Consider the following 23,150-nt stretch of genomic DNA (forward strand, 5'->3'; position numbering starts at 1 on the left):
TTGTTACTCAACGACTGCCGCTTGGGTTTGCAGATTCTTTTCTTCAGCTAGTGCTGCTTTGTCTTGCAGACGCATAAAAGGGATGTAGATGATGATACATAAGACAAATTGGATCAATTGTGCAATGATCCCTTGCCAGCCATTCACTAAGAAGCCACCGAAAATAATCGGAAATCCAGTTGGGATATTGACTCCATTGTGGTAAGGCAAAAAGCCGACAATTGTTAAGAGATATGCTGACAACACGGAAACAGCCGGTGTTAACATCAAGGGAAGCAGCATTCTGATATTCATCACCTGAGGAATCCCAAATTTGATTGGCTCAGAAATACCAAACATGGAAGGGATCAATCCAATTTTACCAACAGCTTTTAGTTGCTCTGATTTGCAGCCAAAAATAGCCAGTAAAGCGACTGCAAATGAACGAGCCCCGCGATTGTTCAAAATAAACCCAATCGTAAACAGATGTGGTAATGCTTGGCCGGCACTGTACGCCGCCAGATTATCAAGCCCTGGTTGGTAAAAGACCAACATCAAGATCGGATAAACAGCCAACACTCCGTGAATGCCAAAGAACCAAAGAAATTCGATAAACGCCACAATGATCATACAAGCAAAAATATTCGCTCCTAATAAGGTCAATGGAGCTTGTACCCAAGTATAGATCATATCTGTCAGCGTGCCATAAGGGGTTGCCGCCATACCCACGTAAATGATGCCCATAATGGCTGAAACAATAATTGCTGGCACGATCGCTGCAAAGGATTTGTTGACGATCGGCGGTACCGAATCCGGCATTTTGATCATCAAATTCTTCTGTACACATAAAATGTAAATTCTGGCACCCAACAATCCGCCAAACATGGCGACAAACATCCCACCGGAGCCAAGGGTCGACAACTCCATCGTACGGGTTTCTTCTAAAGTCGAAATCGGACTCAAGATCAAAAATGATACCAAACTCATGATACCGGCATTTAGTTGATCCGCATTTAAATGCTCGGCTAATTTATAGCCAACTAGAAAGGCGACATAAACGGAAACGACATCGATCGTCATCGCGTTGACTTGGGTTAATAATGCTTTCACACCAATTTGTTCCATTATCTGTTGCGTTGCCCCAATGTCGATCGCATTGATCAAGGAAGCAATGGAACTGATCATCATGACGGGCATTAAGCCCATCATTGCATTGGCAATGGCTTTCATATAAATATTGTTTTGTACTTGAACGGCTGCAGCTAGTATTTTATCTTTCAGTGTATTCATAAGGTCCTCCTTCACTTAATCCCGCAAGTATTTATCTTTAAGCAGCTGGATTTTCTGCTGTGAAAAACCCAGTTCTTCTTTTACATACGTTTCAATCCCCCCATGAGCCTCAATCAAATCCAAAGCGGTTTGTAAAAAACACCGATCAGCTTCTTTGAAGTATCGCATTGCTGCCACAAATTCGGGGTTGTTCGTTTCTTCTTGTATCTGCTTGAGACTCTTGGTATTTTTCTCCCTTTTGTACTCGTTGGTCAGCAGGTAATCTTCCATGACCTCTTCATAACTGACACCCAACAGTAACTGAATCAGGGCAACGCCATACCCGGTGCGGTCTTTGCCACCACGGCAGTGCTGAACCACTGCACCTTCAGCTTCCAAATGAATGGCCAATACTTCTTTGAAAACGGTCTTGCATTGACTGTTTTCAACAAATTCATAATTTTGCCGAATCATCAATTCTTTTGCAACTTCGGCGGTGATTTTTTCTGCAGAAAGCGCCATTGGTTCCCCTTCTTCTGAAGAAGCTAAAGCAGCAATATCAGCAATTGGCGTCAAATAAAGTATCTGAGCATTCCAAATGGGTTTGTCTTCATTGTCTGCTCTTTCTCGGTCATTGCGGTAGTCAATAATTTTCTCAATTCCCAGAGCTGCTAATTTTTTCTGATCGGCTTCTGTCAATTTGCTCAATTCGTCTGAGCGATATAGTTTTCCAGTCACTACGTATTTGCCCTCTTTGGTCCGATAGCCGCCAAAATCGCGAAAATTATACGCACCTTCTAAGGTTACTTTTTCATTTGTCATACACTACTCCTTTAAATAATTAATGAACGTCATAAAGTCCGTTGTCGCAGCTAGTTTGTTTACTTTATCCAACGAAGAACATTGTTTGATCAAATGATCATTCAGCGGTTTCACTTTTAAGTGATCTTGTTCAGCAATCACTAATAAGAAAACGAGACGAACCGTCTGTTTGTACCAGAACACTGGCTTTTTCAAGTTTGCAACGGCAATCACCGTTTCTGCACCAATCAGCGCATTGGGATGAGGGAAAGCGACTGACGGTAAGAAATCGGTTCCAAAAAAGGCTTCTCGTTCAAAAACCAACGTTTCAAAATTCTCAGGCATTGAATACTGTTCTTTGATTTGTTGGCATAAAAAATGCAACACCGCTTCTTTTGTTTCAAATTCTTGTTCACAGATGAATAACGATTCCTTAAAGTAGTTCAAAAGCACTTCTTCTGTGAAGATAGCGGCCAATGCGGCTTCGATCTTTTTGATCATATCCGGTTGCATAAAATAATCAACATTCATAACAGGAATCGTTCCTTCGTAAGGAAGTGGAATCGAAGAAAAGATAAAATCGAACTCCTGCTCTTCGATCATTTGCAAAAATTCATATGGATTGCATACCGTGACTTTCTTGATATAATTGCGAAAATAAAACTCAAATTTCTCTTTAAGGAAGGTATTGGCCGCTCGGCCGAGGTCATTGACCACTAAAATATACTTGCGCTGTGTTTGCGAATCTTTCTTATTTAAAGCCACATCAAAGTGCATCGCCAAATAGCTGAGTTCATGATCACTGACGGTCTTTTCAAATTGCTTTGCAATGACTTGACCGGCAATAATGGCTAAATCATAAGCGACATTACAGTGTACCTTCACCTCATTCAACAAAGGATTTTTCAGCTCGATCCCCAATTCGATCCGATCGATCAGCGGAGCAAAGTGCAACATCAATATCGTTTGCAGATCCAAGTCTTTGCTGAAATCGATTTGGCGGCTTTCCTTGATCGCTTTTAAAATTTTGCTGACCAATTCTGCTGCTTCATCTGAAACAGTCATCTTTTCATTTCTAGGGACTACTCGTTTGCCAACGATTTGCCCTAAAACATAATTTCGCTCGTATTCGGTAAAATGTACAGCACACTCTTTTTCAATTCTGGCGATGATTCGCTCTCCTAGTAATGTCTGCTCATCATTGGTCCTGCCGCTGATCGGTAGGTTTCGATCTAAGTAGCGGCCGCTTTGCATGCGTAAGACAGCGATCGCTAAATGATTCACCAGATTGTTCAAAATAGCCTCCGACATGGGGTAGGCTTTTTGCGAAAACTCCGACGAAACGATCGCTTTTATCTGCTGGTGAAGAAGCGACGGTGTATCTTCGCTGATTGTGCCCTCTTCTAACTGCTTGATATGGGTTCTTTGCAAATAATTACTAGCCATAAACCGTCTCAAGTCAAATTCGCTACCGCTAAGTTTCATTCCGTAATACGGCTTCGTTTGAATGGAGAGCTGGTAATGGCTTAGTATCCGTCGCAGCTTTTTCAATTCTTGAGATAGCTTACTCTGAGAAATGAATAAGCGTTCGCAAAGCATTTCGGATTTAATATACGTTTCTTCTTGAATAAAGAATTCAATAATTCTAGAAACAAAGTCGTCATTGTGGGACGCTTGTTCTTTCCTTCGCTGAAAAGCTTCTTCGTTCGTTATTTGTAAATACAACCCACTCCCTTTTTTCGCTTGAATCATACAACCGTATCGTTCTTGATGCTGGTTGATTTCTTCTGCATAACGGCGAACGGTTTTTCTGCTAACACCCAACTCGGCAGCAGCCGCTTTACTCGTCATAAAACCGTCATGCTCCGAAAGTGTTCTTAACAACAATAGGCTTAATTTTTCCATCTCTCTCTCCCTCGCTTACTAGTTTAGAGTCAAACCCAAGCAACCTCCATAGGTATATCTTCCCTTTCATTAAGGGAAATTTCTACAAGAAGTTGCTTGCCTTGTGCTTTGCTTCTTATGAAAAAAACGAATGGTCGTGACTTTCACTTTGTTGTTGCCACATATGACCGACCAATTTGTTTGAGTTTTCTTCTCCACAAAAAAAGACATGATCTTCACTCAATGAAGGTCATGTCTTTTTTATTTAGCGAACCTCGCTGATTTTCTCTACCGACTGTCGCACTTTTAATTGATGGGGACTAATTTTTCGATGGCTCGTTTCTGCTTGATTGGTGATGATGTCTGCTAGTAATTCAGCTGCTTCATAACCGATTCGTTCCATATCTTGGGCAACGGTTGTTAATTCAGGCGTTACGTAGCTAGCCAAAATAATATCATCGAACCCGATGACCGAAATATCTTCAGGAACCCGCAAGCCCATGTCTTTGATTCCTCGTATCGCTCCGATTGCCATAATATCACTAGCACAGAACAGTGCAGTGATTTCTTGATTGTTTTCTAACAGATTTTTACAAATCAAATAGGCAATTTCTTCTTCATAGTTGGCGTACTGGATATACGACTCATTCACTAACAAGCCATGCGCTGCCAAAGAAGCGCGGTAGCCTTTTTCTCTAAGTTCACTGACATTGGCATCACGACTCCCGTTGATCATGCCAATTTGTCGATGATTATTGGCAATCAAAAAATCCACAGCTTCTTGCGCCGCTTTTTCATTGTCAATCGAAACCAAGCCGATCTTAGGATTGTCGATTTCCATATCAATCAGAACTGTCGGCAAAGAGGTTTGCTGTACTTCCTGGTAGTAAGGATCGGTGGTTTTTAACCCTTGGATCACTACACCAGTGATATTGTGCTCATTGCAGAACTGACTAAACGTCTTTTGCTTTTGTTTCTCAGTACTTGTCCCATAAAAGACAAACTCAAAATCTGACTGATCCGTATAACGATAGACCCCATTCAACACTTCCAAAGGCATCGTTGATTTTCGGTTGAAATTCAACTCATTTAAAATCAAGGCGATGGTTTGTTGTTTCTTCGAAGACAGTGTCCTTGCTGCCATGTTTGGGGAATAGTCTAATTCTTTCGCTATTTTTAAAATTTCTTGCTTGGTTTGTTGGTTGATATCACTATACCCGTTAAAAACTTTGGATACAGTCGCTATTGATACACCGGCTGCCTTTGCCACATCGCGAATCGTTGTTCGCATTTGCTATCTCTCCTTTATCCAAATACCACCATCAGTCTTCGTAGCGAGCAATTGGGTTGTCTCCGCTAACTGACAGTCAATATCGCGATCCTTTAAACTGATTTTAACAGGTTCTCCTTGATAAAAGAGCGTAAATTTTAGTTCTTTTATTTTCTGTGGCAAATGATTCGCTAATCGCAGGCCTTGATCGTAATACAACCCTGCAAAACCGTAAATCAAGCTCAGCCAACTTCCCCCCATATTTGCTGCGTGAATGCCATCGACAACATTTTTTTGGAGATCCGTTAAATCCATCAAAGCCGTATCCATAAAATAACGATAGGCTTTTTCAGAATCCCCAATTCGACTCGCCATCACGCTAAAAATAGAACGAGACAAGGAGGAATCATGCGTCGTCACTTGTTCGTAATAGTCATAATCTTTTTTTAATTGCTCAAGACTGAAGTCTCCTGTATAGAGCATTTGGGCCAAAACCGTATCGGCTTGCTTACAGACTTGATGTTTGTAGATGACCATTGGATGATAATGCAGCAGGAGAGGATACTTTTCAGCAGGTGTAGTTTCAAATGGCCAGACTGCTTGTTCTAAGAATCCATCGTCTTGCTTCGTAATCCCTCGCTGTTCATCGTAACCAAAGTACATTAAGTCGGCTGCTTGCTGCCAAGCACTAATTGTTTCTTGGTATTTACCATACCGCTGTGCTAACTCAATGGCATAATATAGATTATTTTGAACCATTTTATTCGTATAAAAATTATTATTAACAAGGGCACTGTACTCATCAGGTCCAGTCACTCCATTGATGCAAAAGGCAAGTTTGCCCTCTTTTTCTACTAGATCGCCATAGCTCAACCAGAATTTCGCCGTTTCAAAAACAACTTCACTGCCAACCGTTTCGATGAATGCCTGGTCGCCAGTCACTCGTTCATACAATTGGAATGCATAAACGATATCCGCATTGATATGGACTTGGGCAGTTCCCGCTGGATAATAAGCACTCGTCTCATTTCCATCAATTGTTCGCCAAGCAAACAAAGCACCCTCTTGGCTTAGCTCCTGCGCCCGTTGTTTGGCTTGCGGCAAGATCTTCCCGCGATAGGAAAGCAATGCCTTGGCTATTTCAGGGTTCGTGAAAATAAAAAATGGCAACAGATACATTTCCGTATCCCAGAAGTAATGCCCTTCATATCCCTCGCCAGTCAATCCTTTGGCTGCGAAATTTGTTTTGCCGTCTCGCCCCGCACCTTGATTCAAATGAAACAAATTGAACCGAATGCCTTTTTGAAGAACTGGATCTCCTTCGATTTGGATATCACTTGCCGCCCAAAATTGCTGATAACTTTGTTGCTGCTCTTGCAAGAGAACTTCAAAATCGGCTAACTCTTGGTTAAAAGGTGTTTCGTGATTTTGATTATCTTCAAGTAGTTTCATTTGGAAAACCGTCGTAAGCGTCTCCTCTGCTTGTAATTGCTTTTCGCCATTGATCACTCGAATTGCTATACTTCGTTGACTATTTTCAGCAGTCCAAATCGCATAATCCTGATAATCAGCTTTTCGTAAGTGATGTGCTTTACTGGCAACCCGAGGATCATCTGTTTGAACAATTGCTGCTTTTTGTTCTAACGGATGTGTCATGGAAATTGGCTCTGAGAAATTGGTGTTCTTAATTTGATACTGACAGACGTAGAGTTCACTTCGTGTCACAGAGGCAAACGACTGCATCACCAATTCAAAAGTTTTACCTAGTGGCGTTACTACTTTATAGGATTCATCCAACACGCCTTTTTCCAAATCCAAAGTCATTTGTATAGGCTTTACTTGCCATTCTGAAGCACTAGAGTCCTCGTCACCAATCTGTAAACGTACGCCTCTTAGATTCGGCAGCTTGATGATCGTCTGATGCTCTTTGGCATAGCCGTATGCCCATTCACCATATTGGATCGGCTCACTATCAAAAAAGCCATTAACAAAGGAGCCTGGGTTTCCCTCGTAAAGCTCATTAACTTTTAAAGGATGCCCTGCCCGCACGCCAATTTGACCATTGCCAACTGCAAACAATGTTTCTAAGTATTCAGGGGTTTGATGAGAAAGTTCCTGTGTTCTTACTTTAAATGAATCATTTTTCGCCATCCATTCGCACTCCTTGTAAGAAATATTTGTTGAACAGCAAGTAAATGATCACAATGGGAATGATCGTGATCACACTTGCCGCCATCGTCTGATCCCATCGTACACCACCATTTCGACTTTGGAAAGTCTGCAACCCTAGAGTCAAAGTATATTTACTTGGCGTGGTCAAATAGAGCATTGGTTTCATGAATTCGTTCCAAAAGCCCATAAAAATAAAGACAGCTTGTGTTGCGATGGATGGTTTTGCTAATGGCATCACGATACGAAAGAATGTTTGAAATCTGCCGAGACCATCGATTGCCGCAGCTTCTTCCACATCTTTTGGAAAAGATAAAAAGAATTGACGCATCATAAAGATATTCCCGATGTTGATCGCAGCTGGTAAAATCAACGCTGAAAAACTATCTAACATTCCTAGATTCATCAAGATTAAGTAATTTGGAATCAACAAAACCTGAGCTGGCACCATCATCAATGCCAAAAACCCATAGTAAATTCGTTCACGCCCCGGAAAATTTAATCTTGCTAAGGCATAACCTGCCATCGTGTTTAATAAAATATTGATGGTCGTTCCAATAACGGATATAATCACGGAGTTTAGAAACCAACGCATAAACAAAGAAGAGCGCCCCAAGACATATCGAAAATTGTCTAAAGTAAACTCATTGGGGATCAAACTCATATCCCCGGAAACAATTTCTCTATAGGGTTTGAAAGATGCAGCAATTGCCCAGACAAAAGGATAAAAGGTCAGTACTGCATAAAGAATCAAGATCGTATAGAGCAAGATCTTTAAAATTTTTGTTTTCTCTTTTCCTCTCACGGACGTTACCCTCTTTCTTTGTTCAATTTTTCTGCTAAAAGTGACGTGATAAAGATAATAATTGCTAAAACGATCGCTAATGCTGCCGCATACCCCATCGTGTTCATTTGTCCAAAGGCGTATTGGTAAATCATTAGTGACAAGGTCAGAGTCGAATTGTTGGGTCCCCCTGATCCGTTCGAGAAGATATACGCCTGGTCAAACATCTGAAAGGTACCAATGATCCCCGTCAGCAGTACATAGGTAGTGATTGGGCGTAGATAGGGAATCGTGATATACCGTAATTTATCCACGGTTGTCGCACCATCGATCTCTGCTGCTTCGTACAAAGAATGAGGCAGATCAACTAAAGAAGCCAAATAGATCGTCATATAATAAGGCACGGTCGACCAGATATTCATTACCATAATCACTTTCAACGCATAGGCCGGTTCTTGTAAAAAATTGATTGGTTCTGAGTAAAATCCTAAATTCATAAATAAGTCATTGACTGGACCGTAAATATTAAAAATAAACATAAAGATGATCGTCAATGCTGAACTAGAGGTTAAAGTTGGCAAAAAATAAACCATCCGAAACAGTTTCTTCCCCTTGATTCCTTTGCTGCTTAAAATATACGCGATAATCAAAGCAAAAATCGTTTGTAACGGAACGACGACCAAGGCAAACGTGGCCGTATTTCTAAGAGCGATTCGCGCTTTTTGATCGGTGAAGATACGTAAATAGTTTTCTATCCCTTTAAAAGAAAATGTATTGGTAAACAAATTGACGTCGTTGAAAGATAGATAAAAAGCAAAGAGAACAGCTAAGACGAAAAAGATTCCTACGACAATGATTGCTGGAGCCAGAAAAAGCCACGCTTGTCGGATTTCTTGCCATTGGCTTTTTGTATAGTTAGTTTTTTTTCGTTCCATCATGTTGTCACCTTTCCCAAAAGAAAAGAGAGAGGAGTTCCTCTCCCTCGTTCAAATTCAGACTAGTTTGCTGTAATATCTGCGTTCGCTTGTTCATCAGCAGCTTCCATTGCTTCTTCAAAGGTCATGTTTCCATTTAAAGCATTCGGTAAAAAGTTTTGATAGGCTTTGTTGATCGTATCTAAAGTGGTGCCCTTTTGCCAAATCGTTGCATAATCCCAAGCCTCTAGGTGAACATTCAAGTCACTGTTTTCTGTGATTTTGGCCGCATCTGCTACATCTTGACGACTAGGTAATGTCCCGGTTCCTTCAACCCATGCTTGCATACCGCTTTGACCAGTAGCGTGTTGAATCCATTTATCTGCCAAGGCACTTTTTTCAGTCCCAACATATTTTCCCCAACCGACAGAAAACATCATTGACCCTTCCGTTCCTTTATACGTTGGCATTTCTTTTACAACAAAAGGAATATCAGGAAATTCTGTCTTAAGTGTCTCATACACCCAGTTTCCTTCATCCATGATCGCAATTTTTCCAGAACCAAAAGCTTCGCCGTTCCAACCTGTTCCGATATCTTGCGGTGTAACAGCTGCTTTCGTATCGACCAACTCTTTTAAAATCGAAAGATTATCAACTACTGCTGGATCAGCCAAATTAGCCGTCCCATCTTCATTGATTGGTTGAGCATTTTCACGCGTTGCAAGATGATAGTTGCGAGCCATATCTTGGTTATAGCTCATGGCAAAAACATTTCCGTCACCATACGCCTCATTGATTTTTTCTTGGAACGACGGCAGCCACTCAACATACGCTTCAAGTGTGTCTGGCACTTCATCGATCGACACACCCGCTTCTTCAAAAATCGCTGTATTGAAATAGAGTGCTAAAGTTGACATATCTTTGGGAACAGCCTGCAGTTGTCCATCCGAAGTCGTAAAAGCATCGATCAAGCTATCATAAAACTGCTCACTTTCAAAATTAGCCGGATCCAGCTCTGCAAGTGTGCCATTCTCTGAGAACCATGGGAACATATAGGCATCCACGTAAAAGACATCTGGTGCCGTTCTACCAGCCATGTCAGCTTGAATTTGGGTATTATAATCGGTATATACTTTCTTTTCAACTGTAGCACCCGTTGCTTCTTCAAAAGATTGGATCATTTCATCCAACGATTTTTCTTCTGCCTCGTTGCCACCCCAAACACCGATCGTTAACGAATCCCCCGTGAAATCCGTCTGATCTGTCGAACTACTGGTGTCTTCGTTTCCACCACAAGCTGCCAGCACCACTGCTCCAGACAATAGAAGCCCTGTTCCTACTACTTTTTTCCATCCAGTCATTTTATTTCCCCCTAAAAAGTGATTTTGATTTGTTCTTCAAGCAGATAAACCTTATCAAAAGCGATAAACTCAATCGCTTGCTCCCCATGGTTGGTGACCGTAAAACCTTCCTGTGTGACCTCAATCTTTAATGGCTGTTGGTGCCACATAATACCAAATTCAAGTGCTTCCCAAGCCTTTGGTAAATGTGGTTCGATTCTTAACTGGCCGTCTAAACAACGGACACCACCATAGCCGAAGACCGTCATTTGCCAAATACCGCCGAGTGATGCTGCATGAATCCCTTCATTGGAAGACAGCATATTTTCTCCCATATCAATGTTGATTGCTTGTTGAAACAAATCATAAGAAAGTGCTACTTCCCCTAAATCAGCAGCGAGGATGGCATGTGTCGATAAGGATAAGGAAGAATCATGCAACGTTTTCGGCTCATAGTAATCCCAATTCAACCGTTTCTCTTCTTTTGGAAAAAGGTTCTCAAATAAGAACAAGAGCAAAAGAACATCCGCTTGTTTCGAAACTTGCATCTCGTTGACCTGTTCTAAGTTATACTCATGGAACAGTGTGCCTACTTGCGAATCATTTTTATATTTCGTGAGATCGATCTCTTTTTTCGTCAAATAGGTATCATCTTGCGGGATGATTCCCGCTTCATTCGGTTGCGGTAAATAAATAGCAGCTACTTTTGCTTGCCATTCTTGATAAGCTTCATTTAATGGTAATTTTTCAGCTAGTTTCGTAAATTGTTCTGGCTGGTTCTTTTTCAACTCTTCATACAATGAAATAGCTAATTGAATGTTCCAGTGCGCAGTATGATTCGTGAAAGCATTATTATCGACATGCTCCTTATATTCATCTGGTCCGACAACGTCTAAAATTTCAAAGCGCTGGTTTTCTTCGGACCACTCTAAACGACTCGCCCAGAAGATCGCTGTATCAAAAATCACTTCATAGCCTTTTTCCCATGCAAATTGTTGATCATTCGTTACATCAATAAATTGTTTGATGCCGTAGGTGACATCGCTGGTAATATGCTGTTCAATAAATCCTGACCAAATTTTCGTTGGTAAGCCCGTAAGGATATCCGCAGCGCCCCAAACTGGCGTAGTCTCACCATCTTCAGGCCAAGCAGCTTCCCACGGAAATTGGGCGCCTTGATAACCGTTATCAGTAGCTTTTTTATGGGCACCAGCCAAACCTAAATAGCGATAAGTCACTAATTTTTTGGCGATTTCTGGGTGTGTGAAGGTAAAATATGGCAGTATAAAAATCTCTGTATCCCAAAAGGTATGTCCTTTGTACCCTTCCCCAGATAGGCCTTTGGCACCTATGTTCATGCGTTCGTCATGGGCTGGTGTCATCACATGTAGATGATATTTTGCAAAATGAATCGCTAATTGATCTAGTGTGTTCTCTGTCTTGATTTTGATTGGAAAGACGGACCAGACTTCTTTGTCCCATGCCGTTGCTGAAGCTTTTGCTAATTCCTGATAGCCGTTTTTGCGAATCTCTTTCAGCTCTTCAAGGGCAATCTTCTTCAAATCTTGTGGTGTCTTTCCTAAATGCTCTTTATCGATCGTGGTATAAACAGAAGAAAACTTCTCAAGCTTCAACGTCTCATTAGGTGCCAAGGTTTGCCAGTAACGATTGTAGATTTTCCGTCTTCCCATCTCGATCCGCTTCTTGGTTCCATCATAGCAATCTTCTGTTTTTTCTAGATTATGTGCTGTCGAAAGAACAAAGGCGATCTTAGATTGAGTGGTCTTTGGCATCATTTGTAAGAAACGATTTTCTGTTAATGATTTGTCACCTTCAGTAAAATGCTGTGAGCCGCTATTTGTCTTTTGTCCGTCAATACCAGAAATAATTTCCAACGTGACTTCTTTTCCTAAATTTTCGACCAGCACTTGTTGCGCAAACACATGCTTTTGGGCAAAGGAAACACATCGCTTAAAGGTCAGTTCGACATTAATCTGACCATGTTTCCATTGAAAGGAGCGCGTGAGTTCCCCAGTTCTCAAATTTAAGACACGTGAATAGTTTGAATATTTGCCTTTTGATAAATCTAATCGTTCGCCATCAAAAAGGAGCTCCATTCCAATCATATCCGGCACATTAGGAAGCTCAGTCACTTCATTTTCGTCGAATTTATTAAAGGTTCCTGCAACAAAAAGATTACGCGTTTCGCCAACATATTTCTCTTCTGTCACAGAGCGCATCCCCAGATACCCGTTGCCCAAACACATGATGGCTTCTGCTTTGCCTAACCATTTTGTATCAAAGGTCTTTTCCGTAATTTTCCAAGGGTCTTCTTTTAAATACTGCATCGCTGTCTCCATTTTTTCCTCCTACTTCTTCAGAAAACGTTTTAGTTTATTTCAAAAATTTTTTATTTATAAAAATAGTTATTGGACCGAAACAAAAGTACAATCAAGCCCATGAAATAACTACCAATTACTAGGACAATTGCTGCGTTAAGAAACACCCATCCTACGATCAAGTGGAGTGGCGCATAGTAAGCATAATCTCTAATTATTTTTGCGGCTTGGTATTCGTTTCGCCACTTCCAAGCAATAAGACTCGCACTAGCCCAAGCAAAAATAACTAACAAAAGTAGCGCTTGTGTATTGATCTCCAATAAAGGATTCCCTGTTAACAACTCATCGAAGGAGGTTTCGTTCATACTGATCATTCCCCTGTTTCTTATTGAACCCCACTACACTTTGTCCTAAAATGTCGTGTAACGTTTTTTTCGTACCTAGATAGAGGAAGAAAGAACCAGTGAAAAACAACCAACCGATCATTGGTAAAAAGTAGAGCAATTTTGCTACTTCCCTCATTCCTACAGTTAATAAATTACGTTGATTCGTAAAAACAACGAGTTTCGCAAAATGTTTGCCAATCGTTTTCCCCTCAAAACTACTCAAACAAATCATGTTGTAGACCACAAAGAGAAGTTGTGGCAAGACAATCGTTACTCCAGCAGGTACCATTAGGAGATAGCTAAGCATGGTACTTGGTAAAAAAATGATCATGCAATCAATCAAAAATGCTAGCAATCTTAGTAACAGCATATTTGTCCTCCTTTTTCCGAAAACCTTTTCGTTACATTCACATATTACCAGACATCTTTTCTCTATTCAAGCGTTTTCATAAAAAAATAATGTTTATTTTTTCCGATTTCCTAATGGAAAATCGCGTAAATACTAAAACGTTTTAGATTGTCTGTTTTTTTGCAAGCGATTTGGTTGGGAACCAGCTTTACTTGTGATACCATGAAGCAAATACGAAAGAAGGCGATTTCTTGGATTTATGGCTTACAAATGTACAACTTGAGACGAGTTATTTAAAAGAAGGCGATTGGTCTTATGGAACCAAAACAGAAAATACAGCAATCGGAATCAATGATGGAAAAATAGCGAAGATCGTGCCGATGACCGAATGGCAGGCATCAAGCGAAGCGACGATCATTGATGGGGGAAATCAGTTATTGTTGCCAGGATTGATCGAAAAACATTGTCATTTGGACAAAAGTAAATTAGGTACTCCTTGGCGTCCAGTAACGCCGGCAGCTAGCTTGGTGGAACGATTTGAAACTGAGATTCCCCAATTAGATGCCTTGCCGTTATCGATCAAAGAACGCGGACAAGCGCTGATCGATTTAGAACTGCCTCATGGTGCGGTGATGTTCCGCTCACATATTGATATTGAACCAATGACTCAGCTGCGTTATTTTGATGCGATTACCGAATTAGTTGCCGAACAACCTTTTGGCTCGGAGTTGGTCTTATTCCCACAACATGGCTTATTGCGCTCAAATGCTGCTTCTTTGATTGAAGAAGCCTTAGCAACGGGCAAAGCATCTTTTATTGGCGGTGTTGATCCTTATACACTCGATCAAGATTACCAGGCTTCCTTACGGACAACTTTTGAACTTGCTCAAAAAGGACATGTCGGGATTGACCTCCATCTTCACGATCGGCAAGAAGCTGGCAGAGCGACCGTCAAAGAAATGATTCGTTTGACGAAGGAATTCAATATGCAAGGAAATGTGGCGATCAGTCACGCCTTTGGTCTAAATGACTTTGAAGGCACAGAACGCAAAGAAGTCTTTCAAGCCTTAGCAGATTTAGAGATCCACATCATTTCAAGTATTCCCATCAGCCCTGGCACGATTCCACCGCTTAAGGAATTGCAAAGCTATGGCGTTGCTGTTCATATTGGTTGCGACAACGTCTATGATTCTTGGTCTTCTCTAGGAGATGGTTCTTTACAAGAAAAACTGGCCCGCTATTTAGAGATTTTTGCCGTCAAAAGTCAGGAAGACTTGACGCAAGCATTAGGTTTAGTCACGGATGGCAAAGTCCCGTTGGATAAAAACGGTGTGCAGCAATGGCCTAAGGTTGGTGATTCGGCTGATTTCTTACTGACACCAGCTACTTGTACGGCAGAATTCGTTGCCCGTAAAGGCTTCGTCAGCAAAAGCTTTTATCAAGGAACAGTTGTTTTCACCGCATAAATCTTACCTATATAAAAGGCATCTGCGCTTCTTTTTAGAGGCGCAGATGCCTTTTTTCAGGAATAGTCGTTTGCTAATTGTACATAGTCTTTCAGGTAAATGAATCAACCTGCTGCTTCATAAACTCTTCTATTTCACTTTTTAGTGGCATTCCTGTTTGAGCCCCCAGCTTTTGAACGGACAGACTAGCTCCATTATTCGCCATACAAACGGCTTCATAAAAATCGGCTCCTTCCCCTAAAGCTGCTGCCAAGATGCCATTAAAGGTATCCCCCGCACCGGTAGTGTCTACAACTGAAACTTTGTTCGATGGAATCGTCACAACTTGTGACTTTTCTACAAATGTTACCCCTTTGCTTCCTCGTGTGACAACGATTCGCGTGGCATATTTTTTTTGCCAATCAGCAATGACCTGCTCAATTTCGTCTTCCAAAATGGCCTCTTTACCGATCAAAGCGGCAAATTCCGTTTCATTTGGTGTCAAAATATCAATATACGGCAGGAGTTCCGGTACGATTTCATTGTAAGGAGCAGGATTCAAAATCGTTAGAACTCCTTTTTTCTTGGCAAGAATCAATGCTTGTTTGATTGTTTCCACAGGAATTTCCAGTTGAGTAAGTAAGATATCCCCTTGTGAAAGTTCACTGATTGTTTGCTGAACGTAGGCTTCATCGATCAGTCCATTCGCACCGGGGACGACAGTGATACAATTATCCTCTGCTAATTTAAAAATACTCGCAATTCCTGTGAACATATTTTTTTCACGGGAAACAGCCGATAAATCGAGAGCTTCTCTGCTGAGGTGCTGAAGAACCTTTTCCCCAAAAGTATCTTCCCCGATTTTCCCTAAAAATTTTGTTGATGCACCGTAACGAGAAGCTGCCACTGCTTGATTTGCTCCTTTGCCCCCGACAAAATAATCAATTTGCTCCCCAATGATCGTTTCGCCGATCCTCGGCATTCGTGTTGTCGTGATCACGATATCCATGTTCACACTACCTAAAATCGTTATCTTACTCAAAAAATCACCTATTTCTCTTGAATATATAAAAAGGACCAAAGGCTTCCCGACCCTCAATGGTCGTTTCACCAACCTTTAAAAACCCTGTTTTTACAAATAATCGCTGCATGGGCAGATTGGTATGATTTGTGATTGAAAGAAGTGTTTCCCCTTCATCACACTGTTGTTCCAAACAGCTTCTGATCCACTGGCGGCCAAAGCCTTGCCCCGCTTGAGATGGTCTCGCAACGAGTCGCTGAATCGTTCTTATCCCATGATATTCTTTGCTACAATTTGACAATGAGTCAACTGACAAAACACCGGCACTTACAATGTTTTTATTTTCATCCTTCAACACAAACAGTTCCTTTTTCTCGATATCCTTCGCTAAGATTTCTAGGGAGGGATAAGTATCAGTCCACTGGTAGATTTTCCTTCTATTCATCTGCTGCTTTGCTTCGATGAACATTTGAAAAATCTCTGCTAATTCTTGTCGTGACGCCCTTTGAAGTTCATTCATGACTCTAGTAAGGGAGCAATACCAACGACAAAATGACCACTGCTATAATCCCAACGATCGTTGGAACGCTGGTTCGTTTCAGTAACCGAACAGGGCTGACGTCGATTGAAGAAGACACAATCATAATTACAGCGGCAACTGGTGAGATCGTTCTGCCAAGATTGGCGATCATCTGCATTGGCAAGGCGATCAAAATCCCGTCAATTCCCGCTTTAGCGGCAATATCGGGAATCAGTTCAATCACAGCGTAAAACATCGCCAATCCTCCGCCACTCAAAATACCGAACAATGCGGTTGCGCCGCTGAATATCAATGCCGTTAACACGCCAGCAGATTGAGAATTTTCTACCGCACTCATTAGTGAATCAATCACTCCTAAGCTTTGGATAGCTGTGGTAAATAATGATCCACCCACAACCAACATGACTACTTGACTAAACCCTTGTCCCATTCCTTTGAATAGTTCCACTGCACTTTCTTGCGCGATTTTGAAAGATTTCTTTCTCAAACATTCAATCAGTAATGCGACAAAAAAGGAAATCATCGTTAGGACGAAAATATCCATTGTTACACCTTCTTTGAATATACCGATTATACCAACGATAATGATCAACACCAAAGGAAGGAGTGGTAAAATTGCATAAAATCCAGGAACAGCCGTTTCTTCTGACTTACTTTCAATTTCTTTTAGTTCTACAAAGGCATCTTTGCCTTCTTTTTTATCACAATACGTTTGCCAAAAGTAATGAACAATGGCCATGATCAGCAATGTTGGGATGGAAATTTTCGCATGGTACAGAACATAAGTTAAGATGTTGTAATTCAATGTCTGAGCCGCAATCACATTATCCGCACCTAATGGCGTCGGCATGATCGTGGCAGTCATTGCGATAACACCGGCTGCTGTTAAGGAAGAGATACCAATCCCTTGAAGCAGTGGATAAAGGATTGCCATCAAAATTATTGCCAAACTAGATGCACTTGGGACGACTAACGACATCAAATTCCCTAATAAGAAAACGATCGGAATAAATAATGCCTTAGACTTGATTTTGGTCATTGGCTGAACCAGGATATTGACAGCTTTTTGATTGGCACCAATGAGATTCATATAACCTGAATATCCGAATAAGATCATGATCACTAGACCAGCAGAACTTACTTGAGAGATGATCGTATCTTTAAGCTTTAAAAAAATATCGAATAAGGCCAAGCCAGTCCCTTCGCCTTCTGGGTAAAGCGGATTTCCTAAAGTAACGGATGCACAAAGCAAGACAAGTGCCCCAATAATCAAAATCAATGCTGGATTATAACTCTTAATAATAAAATATCCGACGATCCCCAAAACAACGAGTACTAAAATCGCTTCTATCATTTCTTTCCCCTCCTATTTACACTTGCTGATTGCCTGTAAAAACCATTCTTTAAAGAGCGCTTCATCGATATCGACACAAACACGGCAATTGTTTTTCTGCTTCAGACGATTGTTGAGATCGACAATTGTCGCACCTGCTGTGTAGGCTCCTTGTGTTTCGATCGCAACAAAAGTCTCTTGAACAGTGAACATCTCTGGACACAAAAGATAAGCGATCGCACAACTGTCATACATTTTCAGCCCCGTGCCAAAACTGCCACCACGGTATTTTTTGAATAATTGAACCATCATATCTCCGGTTTGATTCATTTCTTTGATTTTTGCGCTGTCTTCTGGGTAAACAAGCGCTTTTGCGCCCACATCTAATGGTGCTACAGAAAGTGGTAAGCCGCTCTCAAAAACAATCGTTGCAGCCTCGGGGTCAATCGCAATATTGAACTCTGACAATACACCAAAGTTTCCTCTGCCTAAGGCTCCGCCCATTAAAACGATCTCATCGATTTTTTCTTTGACTTCTGGATAAATCTTAAGCAAAAGAGCAATATTCGTTAGAGGACCTAATGCGACAATTGTGATTTTTTCTTTATTCTTTTTGATCGTTTGATACATCGCTTCCACAGCTGAAGTTTCCAGCAGCAATGAACGATCTGGTTCTGGAAATGAATAGCCGGCCATTCCTGTGACCCCATGAACATCGCTGGCATCTTTGACTGCTCGCGTTAGTGGCTGAGATGCACCTTGTGCTGCTGGAATCGACAAATCCCAAAAGGAAAGCAGTTTCAGTAAATTATTGGTGACATGTTCAATACCGACATTTCCGGCCACTGTCGTGATCAACTTGACCTCCAAGCCTTCACTAAATAGAGCAATTCCCAACGCAACTGCATCATCGATCCCCGGATCCGTATCAATAATGACTTCTTTTTTTGACATACGTATTCTCCTCTCACCTTTGATAAAACGTTTTATCATTTTTCTAAAAAAAGCGAACATCTGATAAAGCGTTTTATCTAATGTTCACACAAAGAATAGCATCGTTTTAAAGCGCTGTCAATAGTAAAAAAAGAGTTTCGCTAGGAAACTCTTTCAGTCACACTGTTCTTTTTTATCAATCTAGGTGTCAATTGGACGTAACGTGGCTTCTGTCCGCTGATTGCATTCATCAAGGCAAGAACCGTTTTTTCACCTAAATCATTTACATCTTGTTCCACAGACGTTAGAGATACTTCTAAAAGATCATTCAAAACAAGATTGTCGTATCCTACGATCGAAACATCCTCTGGAACCTTGATTCCTAGTTCTTTGGCACGCTTCATAATTCCCAATGCAATCAAGTCGTTGCCAGCAACAATGCCGGTTACATCTCGGTTTTTTAAGAGAATGTCTGCTTTTTCATAGGCGTCTTCAAATTGGAACTTTGTTACCACATGCCAACTGTCTTTTCGTTGGAGATTGAATTCCTTCAGCGCATCTAAATAGCCTTGGTATCGATACACACAATTGATATTTTTATCAGGGTTCATCATCGTACCAATCTTTTTGTGTCCTTTTTTTATTAGCTCACTGGTAGCAATGTATCCCCCATGCCGATTATTATAAAAGACTTGATCGACCTCAAAGTTATCTATTCCTCTATCAACCAAAACGATTGGAACCGAAAGATTCTTCAATCGTTCTTTGGTTTGTACCTCATCCGCGTAGGATTCGGTTGAAAGGGCGATGATCAACGCATCAACGTTGCGGTCAATCAGGAGCTGAATCAATTCCTTCTCAACGTCAACTTTATCATCTGAGTTGACCAAAATCAGCAGATACCCCTGTTTTCGCAGCAAATCTTCTAAGACCTTGGCCAAGTTGGCAAAAAAAGGATTGTTGATATCTGGGATGATCAGTCCGATCGTATTGGTTTTTTTCAAAACCAGGCTTTTAGCCGCAGCATTCGGCGTATAATTGTTTTCTGCCGCCAAGCGCTTGATTTGCTGTTTTTTTTCTTCTGTGATCCGAATCGGTTTGTCATTTAACACTTGAGAAACGGCTGCGATCGATACACCTACTTCTTTTGCAATGTCTTTTAATCTGACTTTCACTGAATACTCCTTTCACTTTCCTAATTTTGTAAATGAACCAAGCACTCAATCTTGTGTTTTCAGTAAATCCTTTTTATGCTGCTGAAAAAATGGATTTGAGAATTAGACAAAGATGATTGATTAGAGATTATACTGTTTTTTTGAATTCCTCTTAGATGTTCCACTTCACCCAATCAGCAAACAATTCTGGCCAACGGACAACCGATGCTTCGATCCCGTGTTGATTGCCGTTGGCGGTTTCCGGTGTTCCTAAACTTAGTCCATGACCACCGCGAGGGAAAATGTGCAGCTCATAAGGTATATTAAATTTGCGCAGCTGTTCGGCAAAAAGGAGGCTGTTTTCCGCCAAGACTAATCCATCTTCTAACGTATGCCAAAGAAACGTCGGCGGTGTCTGTTCATTGACTAAAGTCTCTAAAGACAAAGCCGCTTTTTCTGTTTCATAGCGATCTGCTAATAATGAACGGAAGGAATCTTGGTGCCCAAGTTCACCACTAGATAAGACCGGATAACTCAACAGTAACCCGTTAGGTCGCCATTCTTCATTGGCTCCTTGTAAAGCCTCTGCTAGAAAAGGTTGCTGCCAAGACACACCCAGATTAGCAGCTAAGTGACCGCCAGCTGAAAAACCGGCAACAATGATTTTTTCAGGATCGACGTGCCAGACCTCATGATTGGTGCGGACAAGACGAACGGCAGCCGCCAATTCCTTTAAGGCTAACGGATAGACAGCCGGTTTGATACTATAATGCAACACAAAGGCTTGGAAACCAAAGCTCATCATTTTGATGGCGATGGGTTCCGCTTCGCGATCAGACAACATTTCATAGCCGCCGCCAGGACAGATGATGACCGCTGGTCGAACACGATCTGGTTCCATTTCAGGAGAATTTTCCATGACATACGTGGTTAAACTGGCTTGGCTTTCTGGTAAAAGTGCGGTTCTTTTTTCATGTATCACGGATTGCGCCTCATTTCATTGTAATTTTATAGACGATTGGTTGGTCGGTTTCAATTGGTTCAAAAGTTAGTTGCAAGCCTTCATCGGTCACTTGCCAATCAATAGGCTGTTCTTCGTGTCCTAGAATCGTCACGGTTTGGATGATGCCGTGAAATTCTGGCAAATTTTGATCTTTAGACTGGGCCAGTGCTTGGATCCTTGCGTGTCCATTCTCAGGACTTGCCATGCCAATAGCATACAACGAATCCCCCTGAACCGTAAAGCGGAAATCCTGGCTCGTGTATGTCGTCGCCTGTGCCTCTTGAAATTGGCCTGAGACAACGGTCGTGGGTCCTTCCCCGGCTTTGCGCCATGGTTTCGCTTCATAAATGGCTTCACCGTTTACATCCAGCCACGCACCGATTTCTTTTAAGATCGTTTGATCTTTTTCTGGGATCGAACCATTCCCTTTCGGCCCGATATTCAAAAGAAGATTGCCATTTTTACTGACGACTTCGATCAAATCCTGTAAAATCTCACGCGTTGTTTTGTAATCCAACGTTGTGGTATAACACCATGAATTGCGAGCGATCGCTGTATCTGTTTGCCAGTAAAAAGGTTGTGGTTCGGCAAATTTTCCCCGTTCGATCTCCACAATACCACTACCAAACATCATGGCATCGTGTTTGTAGCAGATACCAACTTGTTTGCCCCATTCAGCCCCACGATTGTAATAGTAAGCAGCGAAAAGTTGCAAGTGCTCCTTGAAGGCTTCGTGTTGGATCCACCAATCAAAATACAGCAGCTCTGGTTGATAGTTGTCGACGAGTTCACAGGTTCGCAGTAGCCAATCATCTAAAAACTCTTTTGAGGGATATGGCTCGCTATACAAATCTTGATTATCAGGTTCTGGCATAGCAGGCCAATAAAAGTCGCCTTTTTCTAACGGTTCCTTGATGTCGCTGTCAAATTCCTTACCATGTCCCATGAAAAACCAATGTTCGGCACGATGAGATGAGGTGCAAAAATGCAGGCCTTGTTCCTCAGCTGCTTCTTTTAATTCCGCAAGAATATCTTTTTTCGGTCCCATAACTGCCGCATTCCATTCAGAAATCTCGCTTTTGTACATCTGAAACCCATCGTGATGTTCTGCAACGGGAAAAAGATAATTGGCACCGGCTTGTTTGATCAGTCGAATCCACTCATTTGCATCGAATTTTTCTGCAGTAAATATGGGAATAAAGTCTTTGTAGCCGAAGTTTTTTTGCGGACCGTAGGTGTTGATATGGTGATCGTATTCCGGATGGTCTTTGATGTACATATTTCTGGAGTACCACTCGTTATTAAATGCAGGAACACTATACAATCCCCAATGAATGAAGACCCCAAATTTTGCTTTGGGGAACCATTCCGGTAGAACAAAAGCGCCCAAAGATTGCCAATTTGGGAAAAAGGGGCCTTGATGCGCGACTTGGTGGATCGTTTCTACTGTGATCATGGTCTTTCCTCCAAAATACCGACTGTTTCCAGCCATGTTTTTGCAATTAACACATGTCCTGCAGTCGACGGATGCACACGATCACTGCTTAAGACATAGGATGACTGATAAAGCAAAAAATCATCAAACTTTTCCTGCGTATCTCCTAAAAGGATACCATACTCTTGCGCTACTTTAGCAAGCACGTGTTGGTAGTTGGTAAGCATTTCTCTTAGTGGATCTTCTTTGTTGGCTTCAACCATAAACGGGGTCAAGAGAATCATTCCTTTGACACTCGGTAATGTCTGAGCGATCAAATCACGCAACTCTGATTCAAATCTTTCAATCCCCACCAGTTCCGTTTGAGCAAATGTGCCATCAAAATGCCGCCACACATCATTTACACCGATCATGATCGTTACCCAATCTGGTTGAAATGCCAATACATCATCCTTCCAACGCTTCTTCAAATCGACGACTGTATCTCCACTGATGCCTCGGTTAACGATCATTAATTCCATTTGTGGGAGTAATGCTGTGGTATAGGCGTTGATCAGATGAACATAGCCGTCCCCCCATGACGACCATCCCGCAGGTATCGCTTGATAATTTCGATTACTATCTGTGATCGAATCCCCCATAAAAAGCAGACGATCTTTTTTATCCACTATCATTGTTTTCCTCCTTAAAGAAAGAAGACTGATCCGCTGGTGCTGGATCAATCTTCTTAAGTGATTGCTTAACCAAACGCTGTTTACTCACTTTTGTCAAGGAACCGTTGACCAACCATTTTTATGATTC

At 41.5% G+C, this 23,150-nt stretch carries 20 protein-coding genes; 1 reads left to right on the forward strand and 19 read right to left on the reverse strand.

What is annotated here, in order from left to right; translation table 11 throughout:
• Positions 1 to 3: 3 nt before the first annotated feature.
• The 11 genes from IGJ42_RS13160 to IGJ42_RS13210 all read right to left on the reverse strand — a co-directional run bounded on the left by IGJ42_RS13160 (position 4) and on the right by IGJ42_RS13210 (position 13,505).
• A complete protein-coding gene (locus IGJ42_RS13160) occupies positions 4 to 1,269 on the reverse strand; it encodes a PTS sugar transporter subunit IIC (RefSeq protein ID WP_430615723.1) in 1,266 nt (421 codons plus the stop codon).
• 15 nt (positions 1,270 to 1,284) lie between these two features.
• Positions 1,285 to 2,070, reverse strand: a complete 786-nt coding sequence (locus tag IGJ42_RS13165; protein WP_430615724.1) for a tyrosine-protein phosphatase — start codon at positions 2,068 to 2,070, stop codon at positions 1,285 to 1,287.
• Between the two features lie 3 nt (positions 2,071 to 2,073).
• On the reverse strand, positions 2,074 to 3,954 hold the full coding sequence (locus IGJ42_RS13170) for a BglG family transcription antiterminator (RefSeq protein ID WP_430615725.1): 1,881 nt from the start codon (positions 3,952 to 3,954) through the stop codon (positions 2,074 to 2,076).
• Positions 3,955 to 4,198: 244 nt separating this feature from the next.
• A complete protein-coding gene (locus IGJ42_RS13175; RefSeq protein ID WP_005234088.1) occupies positions 4,199 to 5,224 on the reverse strand; it encodes a LacI family DNA-binding transcriptional regulator in 1,026 nt (341 codons plus the stop codon).
• 3 nt (positions 5,225 to 5,227) lie between these two features.
• A complete protein-coding gene (locus IGJ42_RS13180; protein ID WP_430615727.1) occupies positions 5,228 to 7,354 on the reverse strand; it encodes a glycoside hydrolase family 65 protein in 2,127 nt (708 codons plus the stop codon).
• Positions 7,341 to 8,177: a carbohydrate ABC transporter permease gene (locus IGJ42_RS13185; RefSeq protein WP_016612747.1), complete on the reverse strand. Its 837-nt coding sequence runs from the start codon at positions 8,175 to 8,177 to the stop codon at positions 7,341 to 7,343. Before IGJ42_RS13185 ends, IGJ42_RS13180 begins: the two co-directional genes overlap by 14 nt.
• A gap of 5 nt (positions 8,178 to 8,182) precedes the next feature.
• Positions 8,183 to 9,091, reverse strand: a complete 909-nt coding sequence (locus tag IGJ42_RS13190) for a carbohydrate ABC transporter permease (RefSeq protein ID WP_008380619.1) — start codon at positions 9,089 to 9,091, stop codon at positions 8,183 to 8,185.
• A 62-nt stretch (positions 9,092 to 9,153) separates the two neighbouring features.
• On the reverse strand, positions 9,154 to 10,431 hold the full coding sequence (locus tag IGJ42_RS13195; protein ID WP_005234084.1) for a sugar ABC transporter substrate-binding protein: 1,278 nt from the start codon (positions 10,429 to 10,431) through the stop codon (positions 9,154 to 9,156).
• Between the two features lie 11 nt (positions 10,432 to 10,442).
• The gene (locus tag IGJ42_RS13200; protein WP_430615728.1) at positions 10,443 to 12,770 is read right to left on the reverse strand and encodes a glycoside hydrolase family 65 protein; all 2,328 of its coding nucleotides are present in this window, start codon (positions 12,768 to 12,770) and stop codon (positions 10,443 to 10,445) included.
• Positions 12,771 to 12,820: 50 nt separating this feature from the next.
• Complete coding sequence (locus tag IGJ42_RS13205) at positions 12,821 to 13,114, reverse strand: hypothetical protein (RefSeq protein ID WP_005234082.1); 294 nt, start codon at positions 13,112 to 13,114, stop codon at positions 12,821 to 12,823.
• Entirely contained in the window at positions 13,092 to 13,505 is a 414-nt protein-coding gene (locus tag IGJ42_RS13210) for an RDD family protein (protein WP_005234081.1), read from the reverse strand. The genes IGJ42_RS13205 and IGJ42_RS13210 overlap by 23 nt, the downstream gene beginning before the upstream one ends.
• Positions 13,506 to 13,735: 230 nt before the next feature.
• Here IGJ42_RS13210 and IGJ42_RS13215 point away from each other — a divergent pair, with 230 nt between their 5' ends.
• On the forward strand, positions 13,736 to 14,950 hold the full coding sequence (locus IGJ42_RS13215; RefSeq protein WP_429961512.1) for an amidohydrolase family protein: 1,215 nt from the start codon (positions 13,736 to 13,738) through the stop codon (positions 14,948 to 14,950).
• A 91-nt stretch (positions 14,951 to 15,041) separates the two neighbouring features.
• On the opposite strand, the gene rbsK is transcribed toward IGJ42_RS13215, so the two are convergent.
• The 8 genes from rbsK to IGJ42_RS13255 all read right to left on the reverse strand — a co-directional run bounded on the left by rbsK (position 15,042) and on the right by IGJ42_RS13255 (position 23,023).
• A complete protein-coding gene (rbsK, locus tag IGJ42_RS13220) occupies positions 15,042 to 15,971 on the reverse strand; it encodes a ribokinase (protein ID WP_086316529.1) in 930 nt (309 codons plus the stop codon).
• Between the two features lie 4 nt (positions 15,972 to 15,975).
• Entirely contained in the window at positions 15,976 to 16,470 is a 495-nt protein-coding gene (locus tag IGJ42_RS13225; protein ID WP_086332659.1) for a GNAT family N-acetyltransferase, read from the reverse strand.
• A gap of 4 nt (positions 16,471 to 16,474) precedes the next feature.
• Positions 16,475 to 17,845: a C4-dicarboxylate transporter DcuC gene (dcuC, locus tag IGJ42_RS13230; RefSeq protein ID WP_430615729.1), complete on the reverse strand. Its 1,371-nt coding sequence runs from the start codon at positions 17,843 to 17,845 to the stop codon at positions 16,475 to 16,477.
• A gap of 12 nt (positions 17,846 to 17,857) precedes the next feature.
• Positions 17,858 to 18,778, reverse strand: a complete 921-nt coding sequence (gene rihC / locus IGJ42_RS13235) for a ribonucleoside hydrolase RihC (RefSeq protein ID WP_430615730.1) — start codon at positions 18,776 to 18,778, stop codon at positions 17,858 to 17,860.
• Positions 18,779 to 18,918: 140 nt separating this feature from the next.
• A complete protein-coding gene (locus IGJ42_RS13240) occupies positions 18,919 to 19,932 on the reverse strand; it encodes a LacI family DNA-binding transcriptional regulator (protein WP_008380606.1) in 1,014 nt (337 codons plus the stop codon).
• 151 nt (positions 19,933 to 20,083) lie between these two features.
• Positions 20,084 to 20,893: an alpha/beta hydrolase gene (locus IGJ42_RS13245; RefSeq protein WP_086316532.1), complete on the reverse strand. Its 810-nt coding sequence runs from the start codon at positions 20,891 to 20,893 to the stop codon at positions 20,084 to 20,086.
• A 10-nt stretch (positions 20,894 to 20,903) separates the two neighbouring features.
• The gene (locus IGJ42_RS13250) at positions 20,904 to 22,370 is read right to left on the reverse strand and encodes an alpha-L-fucosidase (protein ID WP_430615731.1); all 1,467 of its coding nucleotides are present in this window, start codon (positions 22,368 to 22,370) and stop codon (positions 20,904 to 20,906) included.
• Positions 22,367 to 23,023 carry an SGNH/GDSL hydrolase family protein gene (locus IGJ42_RS13255; protein ID WP_005234072.1) on the reverse strand — a complete coding sequence of 219 codons (657 nt, stop codon included), beginning with the start codon at positions 23,021 to 23,023 and terminating at the stop codon, positions 22,367 to 22,369. The genes IGJ42_RS13250 and IGJ42_RS13255 overlap by 4 nt, the downstream gene beginning before the upstream one ends.
• Positions 23,024 to 23,150 lie beyond the last annotated feature (127 nt).

Origin of the sequence: Enterococcus sp. DIV1067f (genome assembly GCF_050543505.1) — a bacterium.
Taxonomy (GTDB): domain Bacteria; phylum Bacillota; class Bacilli; order Lactobacillales; family Enterococcaceae; genus Enterococcus_D; species Enterococcus_D entomosocium.

Bases quoted from the DNA above. Each gene is read 5' to 3' on its own strand.
- IGJ42_RS13190 (WP_008380619.1), bottom strand. From the start codon at position 9,091: ATGGAACGAAAAAAAACTAACTATACAAAAAGCCAATGGCAAGAAATC.
- dcuC (WP_430615729.1), bottom strand. From the start codon at position 17,845: ATGATAGAAGCGATTTTAGTACTCGTTGTTTTGGGGATCGTCGGATAT.
- IGJ42_RS13165 (WP_430615724.1), bottom strand. From the start codon at position 2,070: ATGACAAATGAAAAAGTAACCTTAGAAGGTGCGTATAATTTTCGCGAT.
- IGJ42_RS13250 (WP_430615731.1), bottom strand. From the start codon at position 22,370: ATGATCACAGTAGAAACGATCCACCAAGTCGCGCATCAAGGCCCCTTT.
- IGJ42_RS13205 (WP_005234082.1), bottom strand. From the start codon at position 13,114: ATGAACGAAACCTCCTTCGATGAGTTGTTAACAGGGAATCCTTTATTG.
- IGJ42_RS13175 (WP_005234088.1), bottom strand. From the start codon at position 5,224: ATGCGAACAACGATTCGCGATGTGGCAAAGGCAGCCGGTGTATCAATA.
- IGJ42_RS13255 (WP_005234072.1), bottom strand. From the start codon at position 23,023: ATGATAGTGGATAAAAAAGATCGTCTGCTTTTTATGGGGGATTCGATC.
- IGJ42_RS13170 (WP_430615725.1), bottom strand. From the start codon at position 3,954: ATGGAAAAATTAAGCCTATTGTTGTTAAGAACACTTTCGGAGCATGAC.
- IGJ42_RS13225 (WP_086332659.1), bottom strand. From the start codon at position 16,470: ATGAATGAACTTCAAAGGGCGTCACGACAAGAATTAGCAGAGATTTTT.
- IGJ42_RS13195 (WP_005234084.1), bottom strand. From the start codon at position 10,431: ATGACTGGATGGAAAAAAGTAGTAGGAACAGGGCTTCTATTGTCTGGA.
- rihC (WP_430615730.1), bottom strand. From the start codon at position 18,778: ATGTCAAAAAAAGAAGTCATTATTGATACGGATCCGGGGATCGATGAT.
- IGJ42_RS13160 (WP_430615723.1), bottom strand. From the start codon at position 1,269: ATGAATACACTGAAAGATAAAATACTAGCTGCAGCCGTTCAAGTACAA.
- IGJ42_RS13180 (WP_430615727.1), bottom strand. From the start codon at position 7,354: ATGGCGAAAAATGATTCATTTAAAGTAAGAACACAGGAACTTTCTCAT.
- IGJ42_RS13210 (WP_005234081.1), bottom strand. From the start codon at position 13,505: ATGCTGTTACTAAGATTGCTAGCATTTTTGATTGATTGCATGATCATT.
- IGJ42_RS13200 (WP_430615728.1), bottom strand. From the start codon at position 12,770: ATGGAGACAGCGATGCAGTATTTAAAAGAAGACCCTTGGAAAATTACG.